The organism is Natribaculum luteum (assembly GCF_023008545.1).
Lineage (GTDB): Archaea > Halobacteriota > Halobacteria > Halobacteriales > Natrialbaceae > Natribaculum > Natribaculum luteum.
Window position 1 is genome coordinate 133,252 of record NZ_CP095398.1, and the last position, 19,461, is coordinate 152,712.

Below are 19,461 nucleotides of genomic sequence, written 5' to 3' on the forward strand. Positions count from 1 at the left end.
CGTCAGTGGCAATCAGGTTCATGCGCGGCTTCGTCACCAGGCACTGCTAGACCGTGTTGGTTAAGATGTCGACGGCCACGGTCCGTAACACGCTCGAACGACCACGGTGGTGAATGAACTATATTTGTATCAATAGTTTTCACTTCCGGCACCGCTTGGACTGCTTTCTCGACGTCCATCACGATCAGATCGCGCGCTGGGCAACCTGAATACGTCAACGTAATGTCGATCGTCACTTCCCCATCTTCGGCGGAAACATCATACACCAGTCCCAGGTCGACGATACTGACCGGAAGTTCGGGATCTTCGACCGTTCGTAACGCCTCCCAGACTGCTTTTTCGACCGGACCGGCAGCCGCGATTTGTGTTGCAGGGTCGTCAGGCCCTGACGTCGAACTCATGGTGGGGTAGTTCGGGAGACGGGATGCTCGCCTGCGAGGTTGTCGGAGTGCATCTCATCGATCATCGACGCCAAGTGGTCTGTGTGCTCGCCAGCACGACCATTTTGTTCAGGTGGCTGGGACAACAACTCGTCGGCTTCCGCGGCAGTGATTCCGAGCGGCAGACCGGCTATTCGCTGGCAAACGTCCGAGTTCCACTCCTGACGAAGGGAAGCGGGACTCTCGGCCAAGATTTCAGCATCCATCAGCCGTGTAACTCGTCGGTCGTCGAAGGCAAACACGTCTGCTGCCCGCGGGAGTGCATCTCGGAAGGCAGATTCGAGGCGGTCGCGACCTTCTTCGGTCGCGACGAGTCGATCGAGCCAGGCCTCGGCGTGCTCTCGGTGATAGGTCTCTTCCTCGAGGATTTGCTCGGCGCGATCGGCCAGTGCATCGACCTCGCCATCCAGCAACGTCTCGAGCAAGCGCTTCTCGGCGGTATCATACAGGTAGTTGTGAGCGATCGCGTACGCGAAGTCTTCGTGGTCCACCTCGAGCAAAACCGAATTTCGACGTTCCTCGGCCGGTCTGTTGAGTGCAAGATCGTCGGTGTCGTCCCCACGGTACTGCTCGATCAGGTCGTACCAGAGGCGGGCGTGGCCGAGTTCGTCCTGGGCCATGCTAGAGATGGCATTGTCTTCCTCTAGCGTCGGTCCGACTGCAGTCCAGTCTGTGTAGCGGTGCCCCGCAACGAAGTCGTCATCGGCGAGTGCGAGCAGGAACTCGAGTACGTCTGTGCGGTCGTCAGTACTGAGGTCGTCGAGTGTCATGGGTTAGTGTGATCCTCCAGCAGTGTTTTGTGCATACCAACTCACATTGCGATACGCCCGATCAGTGCTTGGAGTGAGTTCGGTATCGTCCTGAGAGGCGGTGATCTCTCGACGCGGAACGACCCAGACGCTGACCGGATCGCTCCGGACGTCGATATTTCGTTTTGCGAGAGTCAACGCCATCTCGTGGTCAGATGCGGATACCACTTCGGCATGTTCGTGGGCCTTTCCTCGCTCCCACTGAACGAATACTTCATACGGCTCGAGTCTGTTTTCCGTGTTGGTTGTATCGTCGTGTTCGTCCATCTCTTATCACCCTCCTATCAATCACTGGCTGTCATACCGGGATTGTTCGTAAGCCTGCTCGAGGACGCCTGTCCGTGGTATGCAGCTAAGGCATCGCGAACCCAGGCGGTGTCGTCGAACGCTGCCTGTCTACGATCGAGTCGGTCTGGAATCGCTGGTCCACCTTTTGTGGTGATCATCTTGAACTCCTCCCAGTCGGGGTCCGTGTATAGCCACCGATCGGCTTCGTCATCGTACTCGATCTGGTCATCGGGTATTTCGAAGCCGAGTTCTCTGATCTTCGGCACGTAGTCGGCAAGGTACTCTTGCCGAAGTTCGTCGTTCGTTTTGGGTTTGATCCCCAGCTCGACCATCCGACGGGTTTTCTCACTTTGTTGATCCGAGAGGCCAAAGAACATCATGCCACGGGGCCACCAGCGGTTGATTCCCTCCTGTAACCGCTCTTGTTTTGCACGCGATCCGGTCGCGTACTCCCGAATGATGTGTTCACCATGGCGCACGTGGAACTCTTCTTCGCGACAGATCCGTCGCATAACCCGCTGATAGGGTCCGTAGCTCGTCTTGAGGAGTGATCCCTGCAGTTTCATCGCCGCTCCATCGATGAGCCAGGCAATTAGTGCGATGTCGATCCACTCGTCTGCGTGGTAATGAAAGGCATTACCGAACCCGGATCTCCCCTCGAGGAGGTCGATAAGCATCTCTTCCCGGTCGTTACCTAAATTCTCAGCTAGCCGATACTGCATCTGAGCGTGCCCAATCTCGTCCTGAACCTTCGCAGTCAGGGCCAGCTTCCGGTGGTAACTGGGGGCCTTCGGGATCCACTTCCGCTCAGTGAACGCACCGACCAATTCGCTGTTCGCCGTGAATTGGATCATCCCGGTCACCAAATTACGATACTCGTCAGTGAGTTCGTCGCCGGATTCGATGGTGTCTCCGTGTGCAATTCTTTCTTCCAACTCCATGTTCTCACAACTGTGTTCATCCTACATAAATACTTCGTGCTATAGAACTATGTACTTATAAGTGCGGATTTGATTGTAATACATTTTCCGCCTGAAATCGGTTTCTGGTCGTGATTAACTGTTTGTCCGTCGGTGGGCACCGCAGTTTGAAAGGCTGATACGGCGATAACTTGGTTCGATGTCGACTGATCAACCCCATCAAAATTTGGAATCCCGTCTCTCCCGCTACCGTCACGAACGAGGGGCGACGGATAGATATTCAGATATTCTGGAACTCACTCCCGATAATCACTCTGTTCCACACGATTGATTACAACTTTCGGCTCTGTTGACCGGGAGCATTATTATTGTTCGAAAGTAACCCCTCATGCATGGCAAAACCCGATGTTCCATCTGATTCGATTTCTGCGCGTGATATCGTAATCCTCAAAGCTCGCGTAGCAAATCCGACAGCGTCGACACGAGAACTGAGCAAAATCCTGGAAGACGAATACGGGATATCACTATCACACAACCGGATCAACGAGATCCTGCGGGAGATGTCCGAAAAGGACATCTTCAAAAAAACCATCCTTCCCCACGAGAATCTATTTCGACATTATCTGTTTCGGATCGGGTTCTACTACCCGAACTTCGAAGAGTACTGGGAGGACTGTTACTGGGACCTCGTGAACGATCCAAACATTCTCATGTTCTTCAATGCAGACAGTAACTATCAGTGGCATGCTATCGCTCAATTCCGGACTAACGAACAAATGCAACGGTGGGTCCACAACTTCTTCAAGGAACACGGGCAACTAATTAGTCAGTTCCACAACACAATGTTGCATAATGTTCACAAGTTCCAAACTGATGCCGAGATATTTGACGATATTCTTCGAGAAACTGAGGAAGGTCGGCAGTACCTCTCTCGAAAACAGGAGAAGGAAACAGAACAGGTCGAGGCGGAGAGATGATGTAGCGAATCGCAAGTACCATTTGGAAACTATCCTTCAGTCCAGACATCCAAAACGGAGGTCCTCACCGGGAGTCCGTTAGAAATCCCGTTAACTGCCAGTCGAAACGCGCTGGTCGGGTTGATCAGTTATTTTGCTGGCTCTTCTCGACGTCGACATCCGAAAACGCGATATCACGTTCAGTGACGTCAACAGTCATCGATCCGATGTTTTCGATCTCAGCGTCGACGACATCACCATCGGTAAGCGGCCCAACGCCCTCGGGAGTTCCAGTAGTGATGAGGTCGCCCGCCTCGAGCGTCGCGCCGATCGAAGCGTACTGGACGATGTCCGCACACGAATAAATCATGTCACTAGTATTTTCCTGTTGGCGCGTGTTGCCGTTAACCTGCAACTCCATCTCGAGGTCATGTGGATCGTCGATCTCGTCAGGTGTAACGACGTAGGGACCTACGACGGTGAACGTATCGTACGACTTACGGTTAGAGCGATCCTGATCACCACGAACGGAAATGTCGAGCAAGATCGTGTATCCGAGGATCCGGTCCCACGCCTCGTCTGCGGTAACGTCTTTCGTATCTTCACCAATGACGAATGCGAGCTCGATCTCGTGATCGATACGCCGATCCGAGAACGGAATCTCGATACCGTCTTCGGGACCGACGACGCTCGATGGGGCTTTCAAAAAGTATCCCTTGTCCTCGATCGTGAACCAGTCGTCAGTGACGATGTCTTTGTCCGATAGTGCCTCTTCGACGTGCTTTTCGTAGTTAAGTGGCGCTGCGATCACCTTACCCGGGCGACGAATGGGCGACTCAATTCGAACGTCGTCCAGATCGTAATCCGGAGTCACGTTCGTATACTCGCTTGCATCAAGATCACTCCGAGCGTACTCACGGAGTGGATCGTTTGACGTGAGTTCGAGTCGTTCGGTGAGATCAACGATACCCTCGTCTACAACCACTCCCAGATGATCACTGTCGAATCTAACGAACTTCATGCATCCACTCCGTTGTTCGACTATACCATAACTTTACCGGGTATCGTTCGATAGCATATAAGATGCGATTTTACAGACCTCTTGTCGGGCCTTAGTTAATATCCTTCTCATTATGATGAAAAATTGAATTCGTCCTTCCGGAAGTTCTTCCGATGAATGCAGGAGCTTCAGCGCTGTCTAGTTCACGACCCTGATGGGTGTACGGGATACCGAGCGCTTGATGTGGCCAGTCCCGGTTGTAGTATTCAGGTCAACGATACGAAGCGTGCCGAACGTGGAGGTGATCAGTCCGGCTCGGGGCTCATAGCGCAGGCGCGTGGGTGTCTCGACTGGAGCCAGTTGTGGCCAGCAGCAGCGCACTAGGAACTACCGTACTCGAGATGGCCAACGATGATGTGCGTGACGTTATCGGCTTTCTGACCAGAGGGGTTCGAGATGATGTAAACTATCTCTGGCCATCTATATTACAGAGATTGTGTTTTCTCGTGGAAGTATGCCTACTGTAATTATGAAGGGAAATTTATATCACATGAGTCGTCATTTTTCCAGTATGGGTCTCTCCGACCTCTTCGAACCTGACGGTATCGCAGTTGTTGGCGCATCGAAAACGCCCGGAAAACTCGGTAATGATGCGATGACGAACATTCAATCGTACGAGGGTCAAATTTATCCAGTGAACCCTTCGAGTTCCGGGAGTGTCTTTGGGTACGAGTTTGTCGATTCCGTCTCTAAGACGAATGCTGACCTGGCTCTCTGCTGTGTTCCGGGTCCTGCCTTACCAGACGTCCTCGAGGAGTGCGGTGAGGCTGGCATCGGCGCTGCTGTGATTTTCGCCGGCGGTTTCTCCGAGGTCGACGAGGACGGTGCACAGTTAGAAAATACGATCACCGAGATTGCAAATAAATACGAAATTACACTCCTCGGTCCGAATACGGCAGGATACATTATTCCGCATCTCGACTTTTATGGCTCGTTCGTCCCCCGGATCAACGAAATCGAAACCGGGAACGTTGGGATCGTCGCTCAAAGTGGTGGCGTCGGCGTCACTGCAGCGTTCCAGCTCCAGCGTGAAGGATATGGGGTCTCGGCGATGTTCGGTCTCGGGAACCGTGCGAATACCGGGTTCGCAGAGATCATCCCGATGCTCGACGACGATCCCCGAACGGATGTGATCGCCCTCCATATCGAAGGCACCGACGACGTCGACAATGTACTGGAGGTATGCCAGAACACTGAAACACCGATCGTCGCGTTCAAAGTCGGAGAAGAAGAGGTCGGCGACTTCGTGCAGTCTCACACCGGAGCACCGGATCAGGGCAACGAACGATACGAGACAGCATTTTCGACGCAGGGTCTCTCGACGGCCACTTCAGTAACTGAACTAATTGATGCGGGTCGCTCTCTGGCGGATTCGCCAACGCCGAACGGACCGAACGTTGGCCTCGTTACAGCACAGGCTGGGCCCGGCATCATGATCACCGACTATCTCAAACAGGCCGGGGCTGAATTTCCCAAGTTGACGGCACAAACCCAGGAGAAAGTCGACGAGATTCTAGCTGGTATAACGTACAAGGAAAACCCCGTGGACACAGGCCGCCCGATGCCCGAGTTCGGGGACGTCGTCGATGCCGTTGCTCGTGATGAGAACATCGACATCGTACTCGTCTACGAGATCTACGAGGATTCGCTCGGGTATCCCGTCGACGAACTCGAGACGCTCGCCCAAGAGGTGGATAAACCAGTTCTGTTCACGGTCGCTGGACCGAACGAGGCACTTGCCGATGAACGAATGCAAATGGAGGAAGTTGGAATTCCAACGTTCGATACGCCAGAGCGCGGTGCAAACGCGGTTGCAGCACTAATCGACTCGGTCACAGAAACAGAATAACTCTACCCTCGAGATCCAGTACTACGAACCCTTTCCGCGTCTCGTCGTAGGAGACAGTGGGCCCCTCCAGAACGCTCTCGCTATTCTCGCCGTATCTGCAAATCAAGAGTTTCCATTCCTCGTTGAACAAAGACATCATGGATCGATCTCAGGGTGGGAAATTCCTGGCCCAAAGTCCGGGTCAGAAAGAGCGTAGCGTCAGGAGACGGCTTCTTCGAAGCGAAAGATGATTCGACATAGCGTGCGCTCTATTCACCGTTTCGCTGGAGGGAGTCGTACCGTTTCGACAACGGTCGAATCAAACGGAAGTCGCATTCGAAGCGTCGTATCGCGTCGTTCTACGATTTCGAACCCCATCCGGCGATAAACGTGGATGGCTCGTTCGTTCGTACTTCCGACGTCGAGTTCGAGGGATTCGTGTCCAGCCTCGGCAGCATGTGCAACCACATGCCGGCACAGTTCGCTACCGATTCCGCGATCGTAGTGATCCGTATCGACGAAGACGAGGACCTTCGGTTCCGAAGTTGCGGAGCGGACGTATGCCCCGTGGCCAACGAGCTGGCCAGCCTGGCGAGCAACGAAGTGGACTCCCCGATCGAGCAGCGCGTCGAGCCACGCTTCGACGAGCTCTCGTCGCGCCGGCGGGAGCCCCATCGAACGGTTTTCGGAGTCGTACCGCAGGTACATGGCGACGAGATCCTCGTAGTATCGTGACGTGAATGGCGATATTAGAGTCGGTTCACCGAGTTTGTCGAGAAACCGTGGACACCGCGGTGGACAATGTGGGCTTCCTTCACAGGACTCGGGATTCCAGTAAGAACAACTGTCCATCGTACTACTAATCTACCAGTTGTAGGAATATTACTAATCGCCCCCACATGTATTGCCCTTAAATTCAGCTGGTGGAAGTCAGTCGATCGCAATGTACTATCCACCGTCAACAACCCCGACCTCGAGGGTACGATTCGCTTGCTGCCTACGGATCGACCCCGTTATGGCCCTGGTTCGAACTCGATTACGTTCTTGATATCTCCTCCTTCTCCAAGAGCTGCAAACGCGTCGTCGAGTTCATCGAGTCTGAACGAGTTGCTTAGGATTTCCTCGAGCGGCAGATCGCCGTTCTTGTACATCGAAATGTATCGAGGAATGTCGATCTGTGGTTGTGTGAATCCGACGATGTTTCCGATCACACTTATGCCCTTTGTAAATGCACCCAGGTCTAGCTCGATCGATTTCGAAGCACTCGTTCCGGTGATCACAGTGGTTCCTCCGGGTCCAAGCGTATCGACGGCCTGTCTGATCGTCGCTGGATTACCGATACATTCGAACGCGTAATCGACACCGCTTGTGAGCTCGCGCACGCGCTCGACGGGGTCGTTCGAAGACGCGTCGACGGTGTGAGTTGCGCCAATATCTTCCATTGTGTCCAGCGTTTCCGTGTCCAGATCGACAGCGACTATCGTCCCTGCGCTCACCGCGCTGGCGGCAAGAATTGTCCCGGCACCCACGCCCCCACAGCCGAAGACGGCGACGGTAGACCCACTTTCGACTTCGGCGATGTTTAACACGCTTCCGATACCCGTCGTCACTCCACACCCAAGCAGCGCGGCGATTTCATGAGGCACGTCGCTTTCGATCGGGACTACCTGGCGTTCGGGAACGACGGACATCGTCGCGAACGAGGACTGGGCGTAAAAGTGGTTGATCGATTCATTGCCGCGGTGAAGGCGGTGCGTCCCGTCCATCATCCGCCCCCGGACGTCACGACGACGCTGACAAAGATACGGTCGACCGCTACGGCAGTACTGGCACTCACCACACGATGGAAGAACCCACAGGACGACCGAATCGCCCGGCTCGACGGTAGAAACGTCTTCTCCAACTGCTTCAACGATACCTGCGCCCTCGTGGCCCAGCACGATTGGAAAATCAGTATCGTCACTGGTGTAGGCGTGGAAATCCGTATGACAAACCCCTGTTGCGCGAATATCGACGAGAACTTCACCTGGCTCGGGGTCATCAAGTTGCAATTGTTCTATCGTGTGTTCTTCGGACCCGCGAACGACTGCTGCCTCGATTTCACGCATTCTATTTCGCCTCGGTGAGGATGGAACAGGTTTTTGGATTGGTGTTTCTGTGCGTGATCTGTCCAGTAACTACTGCTTTCATCGAACCCATCTTGGATGCACTGTTGTAATACGTTTACGGTGCCAAATAGTCTATGATACAACGATAGAGGTGGTATCCATTACAATCATCTCTCATGAGAATGTATCTACAATGTTTCTCATCCTTAGTTCCGTAGCACAAGAAAATCGGCGCGAGTCGATCAGACGAACACCCCTCATATATTCGTGATTTCCCCTATTGAAAATGTGATACGGCGGCGGATCATAGCTTCGTTACAGCTTTTGATGTTTTGGGCGTACCGCCATCGTTCCGATACCAGGCCGAAACACGACTCTGATCGTCGTCTCGTGCGATCACCATGTAATTCGAAACTTGCAACGGTCGGCTCCGTGCTTAGTGCATTCGCTGTGTTCTACGTCCCCGCTCTCGTCGAAGAGTACGAACAGGCCTTCGTAAACGCCCTCGAAGAGTTTGCAGTCGTATCCGGGTGCGTCCGCCTCGACTATTACATCGCCCTCTTTCTTTCGTAGAAAATTCCGAGGGACAACATCAGACCCTCTATGATTTTGCTCGAATCCGTCGGCCTCAAACAGAATCAGATCGTAGACGCTGGTTACGTGATCCGGGAGGCCAGTCGTGTACTTGATTGTAGGGTATACCTGCTTGCCAGCGATTCGAATGGCCTCTCGACCGGCGATACTCCCCTCCGCATACATCTTCATAAACTTCCCGAACAATTCCGTGTCGTACCACCCCTCAGGATCGAGTTCGTCGTATGTGAGACCGATATGAGATTCGAGCATCGCATTCGCATCATCCAGATTGTCTGATGTTCCCTGCCGCATTTTCTCCCCGACCATCGTAATGAACTTTCCTTTCACTTCTGCCATTGGTTGGTAATCACATTCTCATCAGAATACATTAACTATTTTGGCCTGTGGTCAACTGCCTCGGGGTCAAGTGGTTCGAGACGCGAAAGCAAGCCTATAGGAGAGATCGACTGTCCGAATTGCGGCTCCAGTGATGTTGAGTTGGCAGCCAGTACTGCGTAGCCAGTCTGTCTATTCTCAATTATCGAAGTGGCTCTCTATCGCACCATCGGCTGACACAGATAGTCGTGAATATTCGAAGAGAAACGTGTGGGACTACCTCACGGCGACGCGGAATCGGTCTCGGAGTCGAGTTCCGTTTCGAGTTCGCCGCGGTTCTCCAAGTACTGTCTCCCCTCTTCGGTCTCGGAAAGCATATCGTCGAAGATCGCGGCGTCGGTTTTGAACTTGTGAAGGTTGTGAAGGGACGTTGTCTCGAACTCGTCGATGATATCGCCGTGCTCTTCGAAGAACTCGGTCACCCATTCGTCCATCTGTTCCGTTGCGCGGAACTGAGTGATGAGCTGCCAGCGATACTTGCTGTCGGCGTTGAAGAACATCAGGACGTGGGGATCCTCTACGAGCGTTTGGTGACACTCCTCCCAGTTATCCTTGAAGTTCGGATAGTGGAACCCGATTCGGAACTGGTAATGTTGGAAGAGCGTCCGTCGCGGGACTACCGTCCGCCGAAACAGATCGTCGTCTTCCATCTCTCGGAGTAGGGTGTTCACGTGGTTGTGAGAGAGCGAGATGTCGTATTCCTCCTTGAGAATGTCGCTAAGTTCACGGCTCGATGCGGTGGGATTCGCGATCCGTGCCTGTAGCAGCGCAATATCCCGGGGCTCGACGTCGTTTAGTGTGTCGTCATCCATAGTCGGTACCGGTTCTATCAGGTGCAACCCGGGTAAGGATTACGCCCGAACGGTTTCACGCTCGAGGATCGAGCCCGATTCTCGAGTCACCTCGACGGAAGAATATGCCTCTGTCGACACAGAAAACGGGCGCGCGATCATCGATCGGCTTCGATATCTCGTCCGAACAGCGCCAAACCTCGACGTATGTCGACCTCGACAGGGGGCGGCAGAGTATGTCCAGCAGCCGCCGATCGCCGATAAACGGTCACGCCGAAAGACAACGTGAACTGCTGGGACGATTATCCACCTCTTCGTCACAAAATTCATACGCTGGGTTCGATAACGCCATAGAAAGGACGAACTGTAATGACTGACGACATCACAAACTGGGAAGTAGAGTCCACCGACGTCGCATACTCGAGCGGCGACTTCGACGTTCGTCGCGACGTCGTAACCGGCCTGGAACGGGAGCTATCGGTCGAGTATCTCGAGACGGCAGACGCCGTCACGGTCCTCCCTTTCAGGCGAGATGGACGAGTGATACTGGCCGAAGAATGGCGACACAGCGTAAAACGCACCGACGTCGGGCTCCCGAGTGGACAGATCGAGCCGGTCGACGACACTCCTGCCGACGCCGCTCGACGGGAACTCCGTGAAGAGACGGGTTACGAGGTCGGTCGACTCGTGTCACTGGGGTCGTTCGAACCTCTTAACAGCCTCATCGACGCGTCGATCCACTACTTTGTGGCAGAAGAGTGCCGGCCGACCGGAGACAGGAATCCGGATGCAGACGAGAGCATTCGGATCCGATGTCTGTCGCTCGAAACTGCACGAGGGATGGTACGCGATGGGGACATCACGGACATGAAAACTGCATTAGCTCTCCTCTACTACTCGTATTTCGAGGAACTTACCTCGGATAATTGATATTCGCCCGTTACACGAAATCGAGGAGAAAGCCCACGGCTTCACAGTAGTTGCTGATTCGATCAGGAAAGCCGCAAGGATTGAAGTCTCAGACTCAACTCCGACTTCGTGAAATCGTGCTCAGTGCTGTCCAGAGAGTGGAACAGCTGCCGAAGCTTTTCGTCAGCCGTTGTTTTTCCAGTCTTGCCAGTACTGAACGGCGTACTGACTCGGGCTTCTCAGCCCGAGTCAGTCGCCGAGACAACCGTTATCCGTACGGTATTTGCCCGAGAAACGCGCGAAACAGGGCGGTCGGGACGACTGGCTCAGTCCCGACCGCCCGATGTGGAGTTACGAGCAGATTCGTCAACACCCACAGATTGTACAGTGCAACGGCGAACAGGAAGTAGAACAGCCGTACCGAGAACGTCGGTGACGACGTTCTCGGGAGAAACTCCGTGATCTTTCGATAGGACGTCTCGATGCCCCAGCGACGGCGATACGCTTCGGCCAGAGGCCGAGCGATCTCGACGTCAGTGCCGACGTCGAGATCGCAGTTGGTGACCAGACAGAAGTGATCGTCGTCTCGTGTTCGGTGCGGAACGACGACGAGCCGGACTGTCGTCCGGCCCGTCGGCGGATTCGATCGAGCCATCTCGTACTCTGCGATGAACGTGTCGCTGTCGTGCTCATCGATGAACTGCTGTACCTTTCGTGTTTGCGGCGCACGCATTAGGAACTCAACGTCGAGATTTTCGAGCGTCAATGCGAGGTGAACACGATAGAAGCCACGATCGAGGTAGAGCCGGTTGATGTCGACGTACTCGCGGGCGTCTGAGACGAGTTGGCGGATCGCCTCCGCCAACTCGTCGGTATCGCTCCCCTCCACCGCTACCGATCCGAGCGTGAATCGGACGCTCGGATCGACAATACAGACGGTAGCGAACTTGTACGCGCGATCGGTACCCTGCGCTGGATTCGTTGTGCAGACGTGAGGAGTCTCTTCGTCTCCGTAATAGAGCCAGTCGTGAACGTCGATTGCGACGTCGACTGGCCGAGTAAACACACGGTTGCGAGCCGCTTCGTCGAGGATTGCGTCGCGGACGCGGTCGAACTGATCGTCGACCGCATCCGCATCAAGCCCACGCAAATGGTAGAGGAGTGCCCGTGCGAGCGGATTTCGAGCGGTTGCGTCAATGGAAATATCGTCGCCACGAGCGAGCTGATAGGCTTTCGCGCCAGTGTTGGCGAACTCGTTGTCGAAGGCAATCCGAGCGAGGACTTGTTGGAACTCCTCGCTCGGATAGGTGCCGTTAGCAGCAATCTCGAAGTTGATCTCCGGAAATAGTAGCGACGACGCTGCTCGAGTCACCTGCGTTGCTTCGGTTGTCTCGACCATATCGAGACAACGACCGCGACGACAATCGTCGCTTGGCCACTTCAGCAACTACTGTTCAGTCGTGGGATGAATCCGACCACACACGACACAAACCATCCTCGATAGCCGACCGAGGGTTGATGGAGTCGTAACATGTAATATAGATTGACTTCTATCTACTCGTATGCCACGCGGGTACAGTCGAGAGCGAACGTCGGTTCACAACCTCCACTCCCACTTCGTGTGGTGCCCGAAGTACCGCAAGCCGGTGCTGACCGACGAGGTTGCCGACCGTCTCGAACAACTCATCGAGGAGAAAGCCGACGAACTCGACCTCGACATTCTCCGACTGGCAATCCAGCCCGACCACGTACACCTGTTCATCACTGGCGACCCGAAACTTGCCCCGAGCAAAATCATCCAGCAGGTCAAGGGCTACACCTCGCGGAATCTCCGCGACGAGTTCGACTTCGGCCTCCCCTCGCTGTGGACACGCTCGTACTTCGTCTCCTCGGCAGGAGAGGTGTCGAGTCAGACCATCGAGGAGTACATCGAAGCACAGACCGGACGATAACGATGCATCGAGACGTCACCACCACGGTACGGGTCAAACTCCACTCGCTCACCGAACGTAAAGCCCGACTCATCGAACGCGAGTACGGCGCGTTCCAAGATGCCGTTCACGGTGACGACAAAGCGAACCTCTACTCCGCCACCAAACAACAGGCGGGCAAAGTCCGGTCGAACCAGAACCCGCGAGAGGACACCGAGCAACCTGTCGTTCTCCGCAACGACTGCATCACCATCGAACACGACGAGGACACCGTTCTCTCGTCGTGGTGGTTCAAACTCCCCGTCTACAATCCCGAGACGGAACGCGGGGATAGCATCTGGGTACCCGTCCGCGTCCCCGAGAAGGACACGCACCTCCTCGAAGACGAAGACGAGTCCATCCGCGACTCGGAACTCGTCCACCGGGACGGCGAGTGGTACGTTCACCTCGTCTGCAAGCGGTCTGTGGCCGTCGCAGACGAATACGATGACGTTCTCGCCGTCGATATGGGTGCGAAGTGGATAGCCGTCAGCACGTTCATCTCCGACCGAAACACGCAGTTCCACGGAGCGGAAGTCCGTCGCGTCCGTGAACACTACAAGCAACTCCGCAAGAGCATCGGGAAGGCGAAGGTGCGTTCGGGAGCGCAGGTCATCGAACGCCTCGGGGACAAGGAATCCAGAACGGTCGAACACGAACTGCACCAAGTGGCGAACGAACTCGTCGCTCGCGCTCGGGAGCGCAACGCCGTCATCGTGTTCGGTGAGATGACTGGGTTGCGCTTCGACAACGACAAGGGTCGGTACGTGAACGACAAGACCCACAAGATGCCATACGCGAAGATGGCGAACATCCTCACGTACAAAGCCCATCTCGACGGGCGAGAGTGCCTCCCCGTGAACGAGTACGACACGTCTGTGACGTGTTGGCGGTGTGGGTCGCAGAACACATCGCGGGAAGTGCAGGGGCGTGTCGAGTGCCACGACTGTGGACTGGACGACAACGGCGACAAGAATGGTGCGACGAACATTGGCAAACGAGCCGTCGGTAAGAACATTCAGAGTCCGCTATCGACGGTGGGGGCTGTTGTGGCTCAGCCCGAAACGCAGGTCGTACTCGAAGGAACCACCGGTGAGATGGAACCTGCGAACTCCCCAGACGACGTGGGCCTAACCCTCAGTGAGGGAAGCCCACGACCTGTTTAGTCGTGGGAGAAGTCACGAGCGGGTGAAGTTTTGCCTTTCACTAATGTACATTAGTTGGTCTCTCATGGCGACGTATGGCTACAGACGGCTGAAACGATTTCCACCTCTTCTCACCAACGCGCCCACGACTGAAGCCGTCGGAGTAGTCACATAGTCCTACGACCTAGACGCCGCTGTCTACCGGTTCGCACATCGCTGCTCCATTTTCGCCAATTTCGCCTGCTGTGGCTGTGCAGTCGTACTCTCGTGGCGTAGTCCACCCAGACTGGACGAACTCGCCCTACTATAATTCACCCATAATTTGGATTCATATTTGTAATATTAGAATACAGTATACCTACAAAACGGAGATTCACATTACAATTGTGCCTATTCCCGCCATCTTTAAGTACGGTGGTGACAAATACTCGAGCGAGCATGGCAGCTGATGACAAGCCAAAAGTACCGGAACAAGCGGTACAAGATGCCAGAGAGGCACTCGACGAGGGGTTCTTTCCACTGGAGTTTTTCAACGACGACGACCTGCACGAACTGGAGATGGAGCGGATCTTCGGCCAGGCATGGGTATTTGTCGGCCACGAGTCCGAAATTCCCGAACCGGGTGACTACGCACGTCGCTACATCGGTGATGACACATTTATTTTCGTCCGTGACGAGAGTGGCGAAGTAAATCTGTTGTTCGACAGCTGCCGTCACCGGGGTGCGAAGGTCTGTCGGGCTGAACAGGGCAACACGTCTCACTTCCGTTGTCCCTACCATGGGTGGACGTACAAGAACAACGGCGAGGCCGCAGGCATTCCCCAGAAGTCCAAGGCATTCAAGGAACTCGATCGGGAAGAGTACGGACTCGCGCACGTCCCGCGGCTGGAAACGTATGAAGGGCTCGTGTTTGCTTCCCTCGCCGAGGAGGGTCCGACACTCGAGGAGTGGCTCGGCGACTTCAAGTGGTACTTCGACATCCACATGAAACTCCCGGAGGGCGGGATGGAAGTCATCGGGGAGCCCCACCGATGGGTTATCGACGCGAACTGGAAAACCATCGCCGATAACTTCAACGGCGACAGCTACCACACGGCCTGGGCACACGGGTCGGTGCTCGACCTCGAACTCGGCGGCGAGGAGACGGTCGGCCACGCCGGAACCGGCGAGAGTATGGACCGCCACATCCACTGCGACGGTCACACGACGAGTATTCGTGGGTTCGAAGACGAGGACGTGTTCTTGACCTACCCCGAGGAGGTCGTAGCGGACCTGTTCACCAAGGAGGGGCTCTCCGAGGGGCAGTGGCAAGTGGCGAGACAGGCGCTTTCCTTTACAGGAGGCATCTTCCCGAACTTCGGGTTTTTGCACTTCGGGGACACGACAGACGACCCGAACAAGGACGTCGCGCCGTTTTTCACCATCCGGAAGTGGCGGCCACTCGGTCCCGACCAGATGGAACTGTGGAGCTGGGGTCTCGCCCCAAAGAACGCGCCCGAGGAGTTCAAAGAGCGCATGTACAAGATGTACACGTCGAACTTCGGACCGACGGGCAACTTCGAGCAGGACGACGTTCCTATCTGGAAGGGTATTACCGACGTCGCTGGCGGGCAGTTCGCGAGCAAGCAGGGCTACCAGCTTAACTACCAGATGGGTCTCGACTGGATGAGCGAGATGGACCTCGACGAGGAGTGGGACGGCCCTGGATTTGCGTACTCGGAGAACCTAGAGGAAGGTGGTATGCGGTTGTTCCACGAACAGTGGTACGAGATGCTTGCGGGGAACGCTCGCGAAGACGCCATCGGCGTCCCGATGAACATCAAGGAGGAACGATGAAACTGAGCGAACGCGAAGACGAACTCGAGCAACTGCTCGTCGAGCGAGAGGTCAGACAGTTCCTGAACTACGAGGCCGAACTGCTCGACGAACGAAACCTTCACGAGTGGTTCGATCACGTCGCCGACGATATCAGCTATCGTATGCCGCGGCGACTGATGCACGAGAACACGGCCGCGTCGTTTAGCGAGAAAGGGTACTACTTCAACGAGGATTACGGCTCGCTCGAAGCTCGCGTGAAACGATTCGATTCGGAGTACGCCTGGGCGGAACGACCGCCGACCCGAACCGAACGGTACGTGACGAACGTGGTGGTCGACGAGTACGACGACGACGAGGTACAGGTCACGAACAATCTTCTCGTGTACCTGAGTCGTGGCGACAGTGAAGACCACTCGTTCTACTCGGCCAAACGACACGACCGGCTCAGGCGACGCGACGACACGTTCGAGCTCGTCGACCGTGAGATCCTGTTGAACCAGACCGTCCTGAGCACGGACAACGTCTCGATATTCTTATGACAGACACCACACCGACGGAACACTACATTGACGTCGCCGAAGAGATAGAAATCGAGGGCAACGAGACAACGGTGACCGTCCGTCGAATAAAGACGCCCAAGGGCGAACGAGTGGAAGTGCGATCGGCAGACGACGCAATCCGCGCCGACGCACTGGGTCTGGAGAGCCTCTCGTGGCAAGACCTGGATGTCTTCGCCGACTTCCTCGGACACGAGTACGACCTCGCCGGGCGGTCAGAGAGCGAGGAGAGCGACGAAGTCATCTGTGAGTTTACCCTCAGTAACGAGTACGCCGACATCGTCGTCCGGGGTCTCCGGACGCCCAACGGAGACCGCCTCGTCATCGAGGCGCCGAAAAAACACTTTAGTATGCGGGTAGATGCGAAAGGGCTCGAGGCCCTGGCCCAGCAGGACACCACCATCTTCTCCGAGTTCCTGGAGACGCCCCACGGCCCCGGCGGACATGCGCATTGAGAGACTGACCACCGCGACACGATTCGACAGCTACAGCAACCATGGCACGAAGCGATCAGATTGAAACGACAGAACTGACGATAGACGCAGACTGGAATGGCCTCTACATCGACGGTGAGTGGCGCTCACCGGGCGATCGCGAGACGATCGCAGTCGAGAATCCGGCCACTCGAGAGACGGTAAACGAGGTCCCAGCAGGGACCGTCGACGACGTAGACGAGGCATTCGAGGTGGCTGCTGCCGCCCAGGAGGAGTGGCAGGACGTCCTGCCGCAAGAACGCGGTGAAATAATCCAGGAGGTGCAGGACCTCGTTGAGGAACACCACGACGAACTGACCGAACTGCTGGCAATAGAGTCCGGGAGCGCACGCCCGAAGGCGTCCCGCGAGTTCACTTCGACGGGCGAGATGATGCACGACGTGGTGACCTACCCCTTCCGGATGACGGGAAGTCACAGCCAGTCGAAGATCGCGAGCAAGGAAAACATCGTCAAGCGCGAACCAGTCGGAGTAGTGAGTGTCATCTCGCCGTGGAACTTTCCGTTTCAGCTCTCGCTGCGGGCAGTTGCTCCGGCCATCGCGCTCGGCAATGCCGTCGTTCTGAAGCCCGCCTCCGAGACGCCGATCAGCGGCGGCCTGCTTATCGCACGTCTCTTCGAGATGGCAGGTTTGCCCGATGGCGTCTTGAACGTCGTCACGGGGCACGGTTCGGAGATCGGTGACCGCGTGGCTTCCCACCCGGAGCTGTCGGCCGTGGCGTTCACTGGCTCGACGGAGATCGGCCAGCGGGTCGCCAAAAACGCGGCCGAGCAGCTGGCACTTCCTGCGATGGAACTTGGAGGAAACAATCCGCACGTCGTACTCGAGGACGCAAACGTCGGCGAAGCCGTCGACGCGGGCATCTTTGGGTCGTTCATGCACCAGGGGCAGATCTGCATCTCCATCAATCGACATCTCGTCCACGAATCGCTATACGACGAGTACGTCGAGCGGTTCGTCGAGCGAGCGTCAGAACTTCCAGTCGGTGACCCGCTCGACGAGGATACAATCGTCGGGCCCATAATCAACGAAACTGAACGGGACAACATCCTCGAATACGTCGAGAAGTCGGTCGAACAGGGTGCGACACTCGAACTTGGCGGATCGGCCGACGGCCTATTCGTCGAACCGACGGTGCTGTCGGAGATGGACAACGACATGGCCGCCGCGTGTAACGAACACTTCGGCCCCGTCGCGCCCATCATTCCGTTCGAAACCGACGAAGAAGCGATCGAGCTCGCGAACGCGACCGAGTACGGGCTTGCTGCATCGGTGCACTCGACGACGATCTCTCGTGCCCGCGACGTCGCCGACGAGATAGAAGCCGGAATGGTCCACATCAACGATCAGCCCATCAACAATGAACCACACGTCCCGTTCGGCGGGACCAAGGCGTCCGGGATGGGCCGGTACAACGGAGAGTGGATTATCGACGAGCTTACGGAGCCGAAGTGGACCTCGATCCAGCACGAGCCGCGGGATTATTCCTTCTAGGCGGATCGAACGGCGGGCGATCGTCGCAGTCCCCTCCGAACGTGGGTGAAACGGAATATAGCAGGACAACTCACTCAGAAGACGCCAGAAAGGAGACGAAGCCAACGTGTGATGTGGCGTTACTCGACAGCATCGTCGACGGACCGTTTTGCGCGACCAAACACCAGTTCCCCGTATTCGAGCCCTTCGATTAGTGCCTCGGGCAGATCGTATTCGTCGAGGCGTGCTTGCACCTCCGCTTTCGGGTACTCGACGCGGTGGAGGTCGACGGTCTCAGCATCGAGGTCGAGGATGGCGTAGGCCGCGCGCCAGTCTCCGTCCCGCGGAAGTCCGACACTTCCCGGATTGACGACGATTCCCTCGTCGAATTCGGACTTGGCTTGCATGTGCGTGTGGCCGAGGACGAGGATAGATTCCTCGCCAAGAAGATCGGCCGAGAAATCCTCCGGATACGTGTACGTGTTCGGCTTTTCGGGTGCTCCATGTGCGACGTGTACGCGGCCGTCGTACAACTCGAGTTCGAGCGGCAGCGAGTCGACGTACTCCTTCTCGTCGGCGCCGAGGCGGTCACTCGTCCAGAGGGCAACCGTTTTCGGGATTTCGTGAAAATTGTCGTGAAACTCACCGAGCGCGGCCCGGTCGTGATTGCCCTGTATCGAGGTGATGTCGTACTCCTGGAATAGCTCGATCACGTCTCGAGGATACGGGCCGTAACCGATAACATCGCCTGCATGGACGTAGTTGTCGACATCGGGCATATCCTCGAGGACGGCTTCGAGTGCTGGTCGGTTGGCGTGTACGTCGCTTAGCAATCCAATTTTCATGTATGACCGTTATTAGCGTATTACAATCAACGTTTCCTCTTGGATCGAATATTGGAGGAGACCTAGCCAGTTTCATAAG

The 19,461-nt window shown here is 55.8% G+C and carries 20 protein-coding genes; 9 read left to right on the top strand and 11 right to left on the bottom strand.

From position 1 onward, the window contains the following. Positions 1–2: 2 nt before the first annotated feature. Genes MU558_RS19460 through paaA form a run of 4 tightly spaced genes read right to left on the bottom strand, consistent with a single transcriptional unit; the run spans position 3 to position 2,478 of the window. On the bottom strand, positions 3–401 hold the full coding sequence (locus MU558_RS19460) for a metal-sulfur cluster assembly factor (RefSeq protein ID WP_246976044.1): 399 nt from the start codon (positions 399–401) through the stop codon (positions 3–5). Beyond that, positions 398–1,210, bottom strand: a complete 813-nt coding sequence (gene paaC, locus MU558_RS19465; RefSeq protein ID WP_246976048.1) for a 1,2-phenylacetyl-CoA epoxidase subunit PaaC — start codon at positions 1,208–1,210, stop codon at positions 398–400. Before paaC ends, MU558_RS19460 begins: the two co-directional genes overlap by 4 nt. A gap of 3 nt (positions 1,211–1,213) precedes the next feature. Next, positions 1,214–1,516, bottom strand: coding sequence for a hypothetical protein (locus MU558_RS19470; RefSeq protein ID WP_246976051.1), 303 nt, complete (start codon positions 1,514–1,516; stop codon positions 1,214–1,216). A gap of 17 nt (positions 1,517–1,533) precedes the next feature. After that, positions 1,534–2,478 (bottom strand): 1,2-phenylacetyl-CoA epoxidase subunit PaaA, encoded by a 945-nt coding sequence (gene paaA, locus MU558_RS19475; RefSeq protein WP_246976054.1) that lies wholly within the window; start codon positions 2,476–2,478, stop codon positions 1,534–1,536. Positions 2,479–2,849: 371 nt separating this feature from the next. On the opposite strand from paaA, the gene MU558_RS19480 reads away from it, so the two are divergent. Then, complete coding sequence (locus MU558_RS19480; RefSeq protein WP_246976056.1) at positions 2,850–3,434, top strand: helix-turn-helix domain-containing protein; 585 nt, start codon at positions 2,850–2,852, stop codon at positions 3,432–3,434. Between the two features lie 124 nt (positions 3,435–3,558). On the opposite strand, the gene MU558_RS19485 is transcribed toward MU558_RS19480, so the two are convergent. Beyond that, complete coding sequence (locus MU558_RS19485) at positions 3,559–4,434, bottom strand: fumarylacetoacetate hydrolase family protein (protein ID WP_246976059.1); 876 nt, start codon at positions 4,432–4,434, stop codon at positions 3,559–3,561. A gap of 550 nt (positions 4,435–4,984) precedes the next feature. On the opposite strand from MU558_RS19485, the gene MU558_RS19490 reads away from it, so the two are divergent. After that, positions 4,985–6,322, top strand: a complete 1,338-nt coding sequence (locus MU558_RS19490) for a CoA-binding protein (RefSeq protein WP_246976062.1) — start codon at positions 4,985–4,987, stop codon at positions 6,320–6,322. Positions 6,323–6,574: 252 nt separating this feature from the next. Here the strand turns inward: MU558_RS19490 and MU558_RS19495 are convergent, their stop codons facing one another. The 4 genes from MU558_RS19495 to MU558_RS19510 all read right to left on the bottom strand — a co-directional run bounded on the left by MU558_RS19495 (position 6,575) and on the right by MU558_RS19510 (position 10,193). Beyond that, positions 6,575–7,153 carry a GNAT family N-acetyltransferase gene (locus tag MU558_RS19495; RefSeq protein WP_246976065.1) on the bottom strand — a complete coding sequence of 193 codons (579 nt, stop codon included), beginning with the start codon at positions 7,151–7,153 and terminating at the stop codon, positions 6,575–6,577. Between the two features lie 161 nt (positions 7,154–7,314). Next, positions 7,315–8,409 (bottom strand): alcohol dehydrogenase catalytic domain-containing protein, encoded by a 1,095-nt coding sequence (locus MU558_RS19500; RefSeq protein ID WP_246976068.1) that lies wholly within the window; start codon positions 8,407–8,409, stop codon positions 7,315–7,317. Between the two features lie 396 nt (positions 8,410–8,805). Further along, positions 8,806–9,342: a hypothetical protein gene (locus tag MU558_RS19505; RefSeq protein WP_246976069.1), complete on the bottom strand. Its 537-nt coding sequence runs from the start codon at positions 9,340–9,342 to the stop codon at positions 8,806–8,808. Between the two features lie 260 nt (positions 9,343–9,602). After that, positions 9,603–10,193 carry a helix-turn-helix domain-containing protein gene (locus tag MU558_RS19510; protein ID WP_246976072.1) on the bottom strand — a complete coding sequence of 197 codons (591 nt, stop codon included), beginning with the start codon at positions 10,191–10,193 and terminating at the stop codon, positions 9,603–9,605. 348 nt (positions 10,194–10,541) lie between these two features. On the opposite strand from MU558_RS19510, the gene MU558_RS19515 reads away from it, so the two are divergent. Beyond that, positions 10,542–11,102: an NUDIX hydrolase gene (locus tag MU558_RS19515; RefSeq protein ID WP_246976074.1), complete on the top strand. Its 561-nt coding sequence runs from the start codon at positions 10,542–10,544 to the stop codon at positions 11,100–11,102. Positions 11,103–11,349: 247 nt separating this feature from the next. Here MU558_RS19515 and MU558_RS19520 read toward each other — a convergent pair whose 3' ends face one another. Continuing rightward, entirely contained in the window at positions 11,350–12,480 is a 1,131-nt protein-coding gene (locus tag MU558_RS19520) for a transposase (RefSeq protein ID WP_246976077.1), read from the bottom strand. Positions 12,481–12,643: 163 nt separating this feature from the next. Between MU558_RS19520 and tnpA the strand changes: the two genes are divergently transcribed. From tnpA to MU558_RS19550, 6 genes are all read left to right on the top strand, one after another. Next, complete coding sequence (gene tnpA, locus MU558_RS19525; RefSeq protein ID WP_246976080.1) at positions 12,644–13,033, top strand: IS200/IS605 family transposase; 390 nt, start codon at positions 12,644–12,646, stop codon at positions 13,031–13,033. A 2-nt stretch (positions 13,034–13,035) separates the two neighbouring features. Then, on the top strand, positions 13,036–14,217 hold the full coding sequence (locus MU558_RS19530; RefSeq protein ID WP_246976083.1) for an RNA-guided endonuclease TnpB family protein: 1,182 nt from the start codon (positions 13,036–13,038) through the stop codon (positions 14,215–14,217). Between the two features lie 417 nt (positions 14,218–14,634). Then, on the top strand, positions 14,635–16,032 hold the full coding sequence (locus MU558_RS19535) for an aromatic ring-hydroxylating oxygenase subunit alpha (RefSeq protein ID WP_246976086.1): 1,398 nt from the start codon (positions 14,635–14,637) through the stop codon (positions 16,030–16,032). After that, positions 16,029–16,553 carry an aromatic-ring-hydroxylating dioxygenase subunit beta gene (locus tag MU558_RS19540; protein WP_246976089.1) on the top strand — a complete coding sequence of 175 codons (525 nt, stop codon included), beginning with the start codon at positions 16,029–16,031 and terminating at the stop codon, positions 16,551–16,553. The genes MU558_RS19535 and MU558_RS19540 overlap by 4 nt, the downstream gene beginning before the upstream one ends. Beyond that, on the top strand, positions 16,550–17,026 hold the full coding sequence (locus MU558_RS19545; protein ID WP_246976091.1) for a hypothetical protein: 477 nt from the start codon (positions 16,550–16,552) through the stop codon (positions 17,024–17,026). Before MU558_RS19540 ends, MU558_RS19545 begins: the two co-directional genes overlap by 4 nt. Positions 17,027–17,067: 41 nt before the next feature. Continuing rightward, positions 17,068–18,558: an aldehyde dehydrogenase family protein gene (locus MU558_RS19550; protein ID WP_246976094.1), complete on the top strand. Its 1,491-nt coding sequence runs from the start codon at positions 17,068–17,070 to the stop codon at positions 18,556–18,558. Between the two features lie 119 nt (positions 18,559–18,677). On the opposite strand, the gene MU558_RS19555 is transcribed toward MU558_RS19550, so the two are convergent. Continuing rightward, positions 18,678–19,382 carry a metallophosphoesterase family protein gene (locus MU558_RS19555; RefSeq protein ID WP_246976097.1) on the bottom strand — a complete coding sequence of 235 codons (705 nt, stop codon included), beginning with the start codon at positions 19,380–19,382 and terminating at the stop codon, positions 18,678–18,680. Between the last annotated feature and the right edge of the window lie 79 nt (positions 19,383–19,461).

Bases quoted from the DNA above. Each gene is read 5' to 3' on its own strand.
- paaA (WP_246976054.1), bottom strand. From the start codon at position 2,478: ATGGAGTTGGAAGAAAGAATTGCACACGGAGACACCATCGAATCCGGC.
- tnpA (WP_246976080.1), top strand. From the start codon at position 12,644: ATGCCACGCGGGTACAGTCGAGAGCGAACGTCGGTTCACAACCTCCAC.
- MU558_RS19505 (WP_246976069.1), bottom strand. From the start codon at position 9,342: ATGGCAGAAGTGAAAGGAAAGTTCATTACGATGGTCGGGGAGAAAATG.
- MU558_RS19535 (WP_246976086.1), top strand. From the start codon at position 14,635: ATGGCAGCTGATGACAAGCCAAAAGTACCGGAACAAGCGGTACAAGAT.
- MU558_RS19515 (WP_246976074.1), top strand. From the start codon at position 10,542: ATGACTGACGACATCACAAACTGGGAAGTAGAGTCCACCGACGTCGCA.
- MU558_RS19510 (WP_246976072.1), bottom strand. From the start codon at position 10,193: ATGGATGACGACACACTAAACGACGTCGAGCCCCGGGATATTGCGCTG.
- MU558_RS19500 (WP_246976068.1), bottom strand. From the start codon at position 8,409: ATGCGTGAAATCGAGGCAGCAGTCGTTCGCGGGTCCGAAGAACACACG.
- MU558_RS19540 (WP_246976089.1), top strand. From the start codon at position 16,029: ATGAAACTGAGCGAACGCGAAGACGAACTCGAGCAACTGCTCGTCGAG.
- MU558_RS19485 (WP_246976059.1), bottom strand. From the start codon at position 4,434: ATGAAGTTCGTTAGATTCGACAGTGATCATCTGGGAGTGGTTGTAGAC.
- MU558_RS19460 (WP_246976044.1), bottom strand. From the start codon at position 401: ATGAGTTCGACGTCAGGGCCTGACGACCCTGCAACACAAATCGCGGCT.
- MU558_RS19495 (WP_246976065.1), bottom strand. From the start codon at position 7,153: ATGGACAGTTGTTCTTACTGGAATCCCGAGTCCTGTGAAGGAAGCCCA.
- MU558_RS19520 (WP_246976077.1), bottom strand. From the start codon at position 12,480: ATGGTCGAGACAACCGAAGCAACGCAGGTGACTCGAGCAGCGTCGTCG.
- MU558_RS19550 (WP_246976094.1), top strand. From the start codon at position 17,068: ATGGCACGAAGCGATCAGATTGAAACGACAGAACTGACGATAGACGCA.
- MU558_RS19530 (WP_246976083.1), top strand. From the start codon at position 13,036: ATGCATCGAGACGTCACCACCACGGTACGGGTCAAACTCCACTCGCTC.
- MU558_RS19555 (WP_246976097.1), bottom strand. From the start codon at position 19,382: ATGAAAATTGGATTGCTAAGCGACGTACACGCCAACCGACCAGCACTC.
- MU558_RS19545 (WP_246976091.1), top strand. From the start codon at position 16,550: ATGACAGACACCACACCGACGGAACACTACATTGACGTCGCCGAAGAG.
- paaC (WP_246976048.1), bottom strand. From the start codon at position 1,210: ATGACACTCGACGACCTCAGTACTGACGACCGCACAGACGTACTCGAG.
- MU558_RS19490 (WP_246976062.1), top strand. From the start codon at position 4,985: ATGGGTCTCTCCGACCTCTTCGAACCTGACGGTATCGCAGTTGTTGGC.
- MU558_RS19480 (WP_246976056.1), top strand. From the start codon at position 2,850: ATGGCAAAACCCGATGTTCCATCTGATTCGATTTCTGCGCGTGATATC.
- MU558_RS19470 (WP_246976051.1), bottom strand. From the start codon at position 1,516: ATGGACGAACACGACGATACAACCAACACGGAAAACAGACTCGAGCCG.